This window comes from Bradyrhizobium sp. 23, assembly GCF_023073295.1.
In the GTDB taxonomy this organism is placed as follows: Bacteria; Pseudomonadota; Alphaproteobacteria; order Rhizobiales; family Xanthobacteraceae; genus Bradyrhizobium; species Bradyrhizobium canariense_D.
In genome coordinates this window covers 1-8,982 of sequence record NZ_JADPJF010000070.1, presented here as the reverse complement: position 1 = coordinate 8,982, position 8,982 = coordinate 1, and the positions used below count along the sequence as shown (strand labels likewise).

Here is an 8,982-nt window from a genome sequence, read left to right as displayed (position 1 = left end):
GATATAGCGGCAGGCGAACGGCAGCTGATACGTTCCGCTGTGGTCCTCGCACAGCACTTCGACTGCAAGGCCGGGCGGCGGTTCTCCGGCGCCGTCGAATTCCGCCAGTCGTCTGTCGCGCGTTGCCATCAAAAAACTCCCTTAAACAAAGCCGCGGAAAGAGTGCCCATTTCCTCCGCGTGCAGATCATCGCTCCCCGTGCGAGGGAACAGCCGCAAGCTCAACGCGAGAATGCGGTGCGAGTGTGGTAGCCTCGACAGGCTGCGTGCAAAAAGCGCACATTGCCGTGATTGATTTGACAAGGAACCTGTATGCTGCTTCGAAGCGCCGTCGTTTGTTTCGCGATGTTGCTGCTCGCTACGCTGGCGATTGTGCCGGTCCGCGCGCAGGACGTGCCCGGTATCGAGATCTGCACCGTCGAGAAGACCATGGAGCGCCGCACCAGCTGCCTCCAGAGCAACGTCGACTTCCTCCAGAAGACGATCACCAAGTTCAACCTCGATCACCAGCAGAAGCTGGACGCCGCGGCTCGCCAGATCGATGCGTTGAAGACGACCGTGGCCGGCTTGCAGAAGATGCTCGGCGATCTCCAGGCCGCGCAGGCGAAGACCGCGGAGGATGTGAAGAAGAAACAGGATGCGCCGCCGCCGAAGGATGCGGCGAAATAGGCGCCGCGCTCAGGCGACGCGATATCGCTCCATGACGCTGCGGGCGGGCTCATAGCCGAGCCCAGGTCCGGTCGGCACCGCGACATGGCCGGTGGCATCGACATCGGCGCGGCCGCCCCAGAGGCAGGCCTCGCGCTTCAGGTAAAACATCTCGACCAACCCGTCGTCGCGCCCCGCCAGGAGATGCAAGGTCGCCAGCAGGCCGGGGCCGAAATACGGGGAGTGCGGAACGATCTTGACGTCTTGCCGATCCGCGAGCGCCGCAACCTTCAGAAATTCCGTGATGCCGCCGACCTTGATCACCGACGGCTGGGCGTGGCTGACCGCGCCCGCCTCCATCATCTGGCGGAATTGATATTCCGTGCAGGCGTTCTCGCCGGCGGCGACGCCGAGCCCGCCCTTGCTGCGGACCTCGGCGAGCGCCGCAAAATCCTCCGGCGGCCAGACCGGCTCTTCCAGGAACATCGGCTGCGCGTCCCCGCATGTCCTGGCGAACGCGACCGCCTGCTCGCCTGACAGCGGGCAGTTCATGTCCACCATCAGCGGAATGCCGGGCCCGATCGCCGCGCGCGCGGCAAACACCGCCGGCGCCGTGGTCTCGTGCAGCTTGATGGCGCCATAGCCGAGTGCGAGCGCCTTCTTGCATTCGGCGGCGATGTTGTCGGGCGAACCGATCCGCAACAGGCTCGCATAGGCCGGAATGGCCGAGCGCCTGGTGTCGCCGAGCAGGCGGTTCAGCGGCACGCCCTCGATCTTGGCGGCGAGGTCCCACAGCGCGATGTCGAGCCCGGAGATCGCGAACATGGTGATGCCGTAACGGCCGAACAGATGCAGATTGCGCTGGATCTGGTCCATCACCGCGGGGATGCCGGCGGCATCGGGAACCTGCAGCCCATGGGCTTGTGGTGCGATCATTTCCTCGACGGCACTGCGCGTGGTGCGGGGGCAGACATAGGCGAAGGCATCGCCCCAGCCGGTGAGCCCGGCGTCGGTGGTGACCTCGAGGATCACCATGTCGAGGGCGGTGATGGCGGAGGCGCCCTGACGGAAGCTCGCGACACCAGCGTCATAGGGGATGCGGATATGGTGCGCCCGCACATCGGTGATTTTCATGACGCGGTTCCTCCTGCTTTCTTGTGAGCGGTTTCAAGGACGTCCCGAGTGTAGCCATGAACGCCCGGACGTTGCCAGTGGCTGTTCCGGCGTTATCCTCCTGCGGGACCGCAACGCCGATCAAGCGAAACCCGCGGACTTCCGTGCATCATGGTCGCGCTTCGAACGAGAAACGCCATGAACCCAGCCCAGCGCGCGCTCTGGTATGTCGAGAGCCATCTGGCCGAGCCGATGACGCTCGACGAGATCGCTGCGATATCGGGCGTGTCGCGGTTCCACATCGTGCGCGCGTTTGCCGTAGCCACCGGCCTGCCGGTGATGCGGTACGTGCGCGCGCGGCGGCTGAGCGAAGCGGCGCGCAGTCTTGCGAATGGCGCGCCGGACATCCTGTCGCTGGCGCTGGAGGCCGATTACGGCTCGCACGAAGCATTCACCCGCGCGTTCCGCGACCAGTTCGGCACCACGCCCGAAGCGGTGCGCGCCGCGCAATGCACCGGCCATCTCAAGCTTCAGGAGCCGATCCTCATGGATTCAACCATCTCGGACAAACTCGCCAACCCGCGCTTCGAAACCACAAAGGCCTTCCTCGTCGCAGGCATCAGCGAGCGCATCTCCTGCGACAACGGCGCGGCCATTCCTGGACTGTGGCAGCGCTTCCACCAGGAGGTCGCCGACATTCCCGCGCGCGTTGGACCGGTCGCCTATGGCGTCTGCTGCAACGGCGACGATGCCGGCAATTTCGACTACATTGCCGGCGTCGAGGTCGCCGATTTCTCCGAACTGCCGCGCCCCTTCGGCCGTATCCGCATCCCCGAGCAGCGCTATGCGGTGTTCACCCACACCGACCACGTCGCCTCGATCAGGCGCACCGTCAACGCGATCTGGAATCAGTGGCTGCCGGCCTCCGGCCTGAAGGCTGCCGATGCGCCGAACTTCGAGCGCTACGACGAGAAATTCGATCCCGCCACCGGCAATGGCGGCCTGGAGATTTGGATACCCGTGCGAGATTAGCGCGCAACGCTGGCATACCATCCGGCTTGCTTGGCAAGCCCCGGTGACTTTGTCATAACCGCAGGCAATCTTGCGTGTGGGGCCCGTGCCGGACATCCCGCGCAAGTCATAACAAGCAGCCGGGAGGGTCCCCACATGTCCAACGTCCGCGTTCTCGCCACCGACCTCGAATTTCCCGAAGGGCCGGTCGTGATGCCGGACGGCTCGGTCGTGCTGGTGGAAATCCGCGGCCAGCGCCTGACCCGAATCCATCCCGACGGGCGCAAGGAGGTCGTCGCGAAGATTCCGGGCGGCCCGAACGGCGCAGCCCTCGGCCCCGACGGCAAGATCTACATCTGCAACAATGGCGGCTTCTCCTGGATCCCGACCCGCAACATGATCATGCCGGGTCCGCAGCCCGACGGCTATCTCGGCGGCTCGATCCAGCGCGTCGATCTGCAATCCGGCCAGATCGAAACCGTCGTGACCAGATGCGCCGAGCACGATCTGCGCGGGCCGAACGATCTGGTGTTCGACAAGCAGGGCGGCCTCTGGTTCTCCGATCTCGGCAAGCGCCGCGCGCGCGAGATGGACGTCGGCGGCATGTACTATCTCAAGCCCGGCATGAAGGAGATCGTCGAGGTCGTCCACGGCGTGTTGCCGGCGAACGGCATCGGCCTCTCGCCGGACGAGACCACCGTCTACATCGCGGAGACGCCGACGGGCCGGCTCTGGGCCTACGAGCTCTCCGCGCCCGGCACGCTCAAGCCGCGCGACGCGATCTATCGCGGCGAGCGGGGCAAACCGATCTGCGGCCTCGGCGGCTACCAGATGTTCGATTCGCTGGCGGTCGAAGCCAACGGCAATGTCTGCGTCGCCACCCTCGTCTCCGGCTGCATCTCGGTGATCGCGCCCGATGGCACGCTGGTCGAGCAGATCCCGACCGGCGACCGCGTCACCACCAACATCGCCTTCGGCGGCCCCGAGCTGAAGACCGCCTACATCACCCTCTCCGGCAAGGGCGAGCTGATCGCCATGGACTGGCCGCGCAGCGGTTTGCCGTTGAATTTCCTTAACAAGTAAACGGTGCTAGTGACCATCATTGCAACCGAAGCGAAGCAATCCAGGAATGCGTCCGCGGTGACAGTCTGGATTGCTTCGTCGCTTCGCTCCTCGCAATGACAAAGGAGAGAGTTTCAAATGCCCTGGCCTGATCCCATCACCCTGCGCGGACAGCATGCCGCTCTGGAGCCGCTGTCGCATCAGCACCGCGAGGGGCTGAGCGAGGCCGTGAAGGATGGTGAGCTCTCCACCATCTGGTACACCGCAATCCCGACGCCGGACAACATGGGCAAGGAAATCGACCGCCGGCTCGGTCTTCAGGCCGCCGGCTCGATGCTCCCCTTCACCGTATTCGATGGCAGCGGCAAGATCGTGGGCATGACGACCTACATGAACATCGATGCGGCCAACCGCCGCGTCGAGATCGGCTCGACCTGGTATGGTAAGAGCGCGCAACGCGGCCCGCTCAACACGCAGTGCAAATTGCTGCTGCTCACCCACGCCTTCGAAACCCTGGACTGCATCGCGGTGGAATTCCGCACCCACTTCTTCAATCACCAGAGCCGCCGCGCCATCGAGCGCCTGGGCGCCAAGCAGGACGGCATCCTGCGCAGCCACCAGGTCGCGCCGAACGGCACGCTACGCGACACCGTGGTCTACAGCATCACCGCGGCCGAATGGCCTACGGTGCGAACGCATTTGAATTATCAACTCAACGACAAGCCGCGCTAGAGGCGGCCGAGGCACCATGGACAGATTTGATTATGTGATCGTCGGCGCGGGCTCCGCCGGTTGCGTGCTCACCAGCCGGCTGAGCGAAAACCCTGCGACCAGCGTTTGCGTGCTCGAGGCCGGCCCGAGCGACTGGCATCCCTACATCCATCTGCCGGCCGGCTTCATCAAGACCTTCCACATGAAGAGCATCAACTGGGCCTACCAGCAGGAGGTCGGACCCTGGACCGGCGGCCGCAGCATCTACGCGCCGCGCGGCAAGACGCTCGGCGGTTCGTCCTCGATCAACGGCCACATCTACAACCGCGGCCAGCGCATGGATTTCGACACCTGGGCGCAGATGGGCAATCGCGGCTGGGGCTATGCCGACGTGCTGCCCTACTTCCGGCGGCTGGAGAAGCGGGTCGGCGAGGGCGAGGACATTTATCGCGGCCGCGAAGGCAATCTCACCGTCACCACCATGAACTGGCGCGATCCGCTTTGCGAAGCCTTCATGGAAGGCGCGGTGAGCCTCGGCATTCCGCGCAACCCCGACTACAACGGCAAGACCCAGGAAGGCGTCTCCTATTGCCAGCGCACCATCGACAAGGGCTTGCGCGTCTCCGGCGCCACCGCTTTCCTCAAGCCCGCGATGAAGCGGCCGAACGTGCATGTCCGCACCCACGCGCATGCGACCGAGATCATCTTCGAGGGCAAGCGCGCCGTCGGCGTGCGCTACATGAAGGGCGGTCATGGCGGCACGCCGGTCGAGGTCCGCGCCAACAAGGAAGTGATCCTCTCCGGCGGCACCTATAATTCGCCGCAGCTGCTCCAGTTGTCCGGCATCGGCTCACCGGATCTGTTGCAGGCCCACGGCATCGCCGTGCGTCACGCGCTTCCGGTCGGCGAAGGCCTGCAAGATCACTACGCCCCGCGCACGGTCGCGCGCGTCAAGGACATCAGGACCATCAACGAGCTCCGCCGCGGCTGGCGTCTCTGGGTCGAGGCGATGAAATGGGCGACCGCGCGCAAAGGCCTGCTGTCGCTGTCGCCGACCATGGTCTACTGCTTCTGGCACTCCGGCGAGAGTGCGGAGAGCTCCGACCTCCAGCTCACCTTCACACCGGCGAGCTACAAGGAAGGCGTGCAGGGCCAGCTCGAGGACGAGCCCGGCATGACGGTGGCGTCCTGGCAGCAGCGCCCCGAGAGCCGCGGCTATGTCCGCATCCGCTCGGCAGATCCGTTTGCGCCGCCGATCATCCAGACCAACTATCTTGACGCCGAGCTCGACCGCCGGGTCATCGTCGGCGGCATGAAGCTCGCGCGCAGGCTTTTGAAGAGCGCGCCGCTGTCGCCCTATTACGCCTACGAGGATTTCCCCGGACCCAACGTCAATACCGACGACGAGTTTTTGGCGGCCGCCACCGAGCGCGGCACCACCACCTTCCACCCCGGCTGCACCTGCCGCATGGGCCCGGCGGATTCCACCTGGGCGGTGGTCGACGATCAGCTCCGCGTTCACGGGTTGCAAGGTCTCCGCGTCATCGATGCCTCCGTGATGCCGCGCATGATCTCGGCGAACCTCAATGCCTCAACCATGATGATCGCCGACCGCGCCTCGGACTTGATCCGCGGCAAGAAGCCGATGGAAGCCGCGCGCGTGCCGGATGCGGCGGTGGCGTAGCAAGGTCTCGTGCTCCGGACGCAGCGCTGCGCTTCCCCGGCGATGCGAAGCATCGTCCGGTGCAGCTGTGCGCTGCAGAGCCGGAGGCCCATCTCACGCGACCTTGGTCGCCCCTCGCGATTTGAAGCGCGAGTTGGAGAGGGCGATGCTCACCCTTGCTCCGTCATCGCGAGCGCAGCGATGCAATCCAGGATCTTTCCGCGGAGGCAGCCTGGATTGCTTCGCTGCGCTCGCAATGACGAGGTGGAGAGAGTGCGCCACACTCTCGGTGTCATCGCCCGGTTTGACCTGGCGATCCAGTATTCCAGAGGCGGTTATGATTGATTCGAGAAGCCGCGGCGTACTGGATTCCCCGCCTTCGCGGGGAATGACACCGGAAGGTGGGGCGGCAGCGGAGTGCGCTCGAACCTACACTTCCCTCCGGCTCAGGAACGCCAATCGCTCGAACAGATGCACGTCCTGCTCGTTCTTGAGCAGCGCACCGTGCAGTGGTGGGATCAGCTTGCGCGGGTCGCGCTCGCGCAACTGCTCGACGCTCATGTCTTCGTTGAGCAGCAGTTTGAGCCAGTCCAGAAGCTCTGAGGTGGAGGGCTTCTTCTTCAACCCGGGCACTTCGCGGACCTCGAAGAAGATGCGCAGGGCTTCCTCGACCAGCCGCTTCTTGATGCCGGGGAAGTGGACGTCGACGATCCGGGTCATGGTGTCGGCATCGGGGAACTTGATGTAGTGGAAGAAGCAGCGGCGCAGGAACGCGTCCGGCAGCTCCTTCTCGTTGTTGGAGGTGATCATCATGATCGGGCGCTGCTTGGCCTTGATCGTCTCGCCGGTCTCGTAGACGTGGAATTCCATGCGGTCGAGCTCAAGCAGGAGATCATTTGGGAATTCGATGTCGGCCTTGTCGATCTCGTCGATCAGCAGCACCGGGCGCTGCTCGGCGGTGAAGGCATCCCACAGCTTGCCGCGCTTGATGTAGTTCTTGATGTCGGACACGCGGGCATCGCCAAGCTGGCTGTCGCGAAGGCGCGATACCGCGTCGTATTCATAGAGGCCTTGCTGTGCCTTGGTGGTGGACTTGATGTGCCAGGTCAGAAGCGGGGCGTTCAGCGCCTTCGCCACTTCCTCCGCCAGCACCGTCTTGCCGGTGCCGGGCTCGCCCTTGATGAGCAGCGGGCGCTCCAGCACGATCGAGGCATTGACCGCGACCTTGAGATCGTCGGTCGCAACATAGTCCTTGGTGCCGGTAAATTTCATCGCGCGTCCTTGTTGGTCGTCGTCCCAGGAATTGCCAGTTTCATGGCCCTGGTCCAACAAACGGAACGGCCGCGCGTGGCGGCCGTTCCTGGTTCGGTCAGGCTTTCAGACCCGTTTTATCAGCGAAAGGATGACGAGCACAATCGCTCCGCCAATCCCGCCTGGCGGACAATCCTGCCCAGAGCTCGTCGGGTGGGGTCTCCGAGGCGCCCCTTGACGCCGACAATCCAAAGGGCAATCTGTCACCCATGTTCCTGCAATTCTTCACTTCTCTGCGCGATGCGCAGGTCCCCGTGACGCTGCGCGAATACCTCACGCTGATGGAGGCGCTCGACGCCGACCTCGCGGACTACTCGGTCGAGAATTTCTACTATCTCTCGCGCACCTCCCTGGTGAAGGACGAGCGCAACCTCGACAAGTTCGACCGCGTCTTCGGCACCGTCTTCAAGGGGCTGGAAAGCCTGCTCGACGCCATGGAGGGGGCCGAGATCCCCGAGGAGTGGCTGAAGAAGCTCGCCGAGAAATACCTGACCGACGAAGAGAAGAAGCAGATCGAGGCCATGGGCTGGGACAAGCTCATGGAGACCCTGAAGAAGCGTCTCGAGGAGCAGAAGGGCCGTCATCAGGGCGGCTCGAAGTGGATCGGCACCGCCGGCACCTCGCCGTTCGGCGCTCATGGTTACAATCCCGAAGGCATTCGCATCGGCCAGGACAAGAACCGCAACAACCGCGCCGTCAAGGTGTGGGACAAGCGCGAGTTCAAGGATCTGGACGGCAATGTCGAGCTCGGCATCCGCAACATCAAGGTGGCATTGCGCCGCCTGCGCAAATTCGCGCGCACCGGCGCGCCGGATGAACTCGATCTCGACACCACCATCCGCGAGACCGCCAATCACGGCTATCTCGACGTGCACATGCGGCCCGAGCGCCGCAACGCGGTGAAGCTGCTAGTGTTCTTCGACATCGGCGGCTCGATGGACGCGCATATCGAGCAGGTCGAGGAGTTGTTCTCGGCGGCGAAGAGCGAGTTCAAGCACATGGAGTATTTCTACTTCCACAATTGCCTCTATGAAGGCGTGTGGAAGCAGAACAAGCGGCGCTTTACCGACCGCACCCCGACCTGGGACGTGCTGCACAAATACCCGCACGATTACAAGATCGTGTTCGTCGGCGACGCCTCGATGTCGCCCTACGAGATCATGGTGCCCGGCGGCTCGGTCGAGCACGTCAACGAGGAGCCCGGCTCGGTCTGGCTCGACCGCATCATCCGTACCTATCCGCATTCGGTGTGGCTGAACCCCGTGCAACAGAAGCACTGGGACTATTCGGAATCCACCACCATCATCAAACGCATTTTCGCCAACCGCATGTATCCGATCACGATCGAGGGACTTGAAGGTGCGATGAAGGAATTAACGCACTAGGGTTCAGACTCAATTGATCCAATAAGCGACGAGAGCGGCGAGGTGGACGGCGGCCAAGAAGTTTCTGGCAAGTTTGTCG

At 63.9% G+C, this 8,982-nt stretch carries 8 protein-coding genes; 6 read left to right on the top strand and 2 right to left on the bottom strand.

Annotated elements, in window-relative coordinates; translation table 11 throughout:
* Nucleotides 1–311 precede the first annotated feature (311 nt).
* Nucleotides 312–668, top strand: a complete 357-nt coding sequence (locus tag IVB32_RS17935) for a hypothetical protein (protein WP_085395675.1) — start codon at nt 312–314, stop codon at nt 666–668.
* 9 nt (nt 669–677) lie between these two features.
* Here IVB32_RS17935 and IVB32_RS17930 read toward each other — a convergent pair whose 3' ends face one another.
* The gene (locus tag IVB32_RS17930; RefSeq protein ID WP_085395674.1) at nt 678–1,781 is read right to left on the bottom strand and encodes a mandelate racemase/muconate lactonizing enzyme family protein; all 1,104 of its coding nucleotides are present in this window, start codon (nt 1,779–1,781) and stop codon (nt 678–680) included.
* 177 nt (nt 1,782–1,958) lie between these two features.
* On the opposite strand from IVB32_RS17930, the gene IVB32_RS17925 reads away from it, so the two are divergent.
* From IVB32_RS17925 to IVB32_RS17910, 4 genes are all read left to right on the top strand, one after another.
* Nucleotides 1,959–2,792: an AraC family transcriptional regulator gene (locus tag IVB32_RS17925; protein ID WP_162496389.1), complete on the top strand. Its 834-nt coding sequence runs from the start codon at nt 1,959–1,961 to the stop codon at nt 2,790–2,792.
* A gap of 135 nt (nt 2,793–2,927) precedes the next feature.
* A complete protein-coding gene (locus IVB32_RS17920; protein ID WP_085395672.1) occupies nt 2,928–3,854 on the top strand; it encodes an SMP-30/gluconolactonase/LRE family protein in 927 nt (308 codons plus the stop codon).
* A gap of 117 nt (nt 3,855–3,971) precedes the next feature.
* Nucleotides 3,972–4,565: a GNAT family protein gene (locus IVB32_RS17915; protein ID WP_018454118.1), complete on the top strand. Its 594-nt coding sequence runs from the start codon at nt 3,972–3,974 to the stop codon at nt 4,563–4,565.
* A gap of 16 nt (nt 4,566–4,581) precedes the next feature.
* Complete coding sequence (locus tag IVB32_RS17910) at nt 4,582–6,228, top strand: GMC family oxidoreductase N-terminal domain-containing protein (protein ID WP_018454119.1); 1,647 nt, start codon at nt 4,582–4,584, stop codon at nt 6,226–6,228.
* Nucleotides 6,229–6,636: 408 nt separating this feature from the next.
* On the opposite strand, the gene IVB32_RS17905 is transcribed toward IVB32_RS17910, so the two are convergent.
* Nucleotides 6,637–7,479, bottom strand: coding sequence for a MoxR family ATPase (locus IVB32_RS17905; RefSeq protein ID WP_007600695.1), 843 nt, complete (start codon nt 7,477–7,479; stop codon nt 6,637–6,639).
* A gap of 248 nt (nt 7,480–7,727) precedes the next feature.
* On the opposite strand from IVB32_RS17905, the gene IVB32_RS17900 reads away from it, so the two are divergent.
* Nucleotides 7,728–8,903: a VWA domain-containing protein gene (locus IVB32_RS17900; RefSeq protein WP_018454121.1), complete on the top strand. Its 1,176-nt coding sequence runs from the start codon at nt 7,728–7,730 to the stop codon at nt 8,901–8,903.
* The last annotated feature ends 79 nt before the right edge of the window (nt 8,904–8,982 follow it).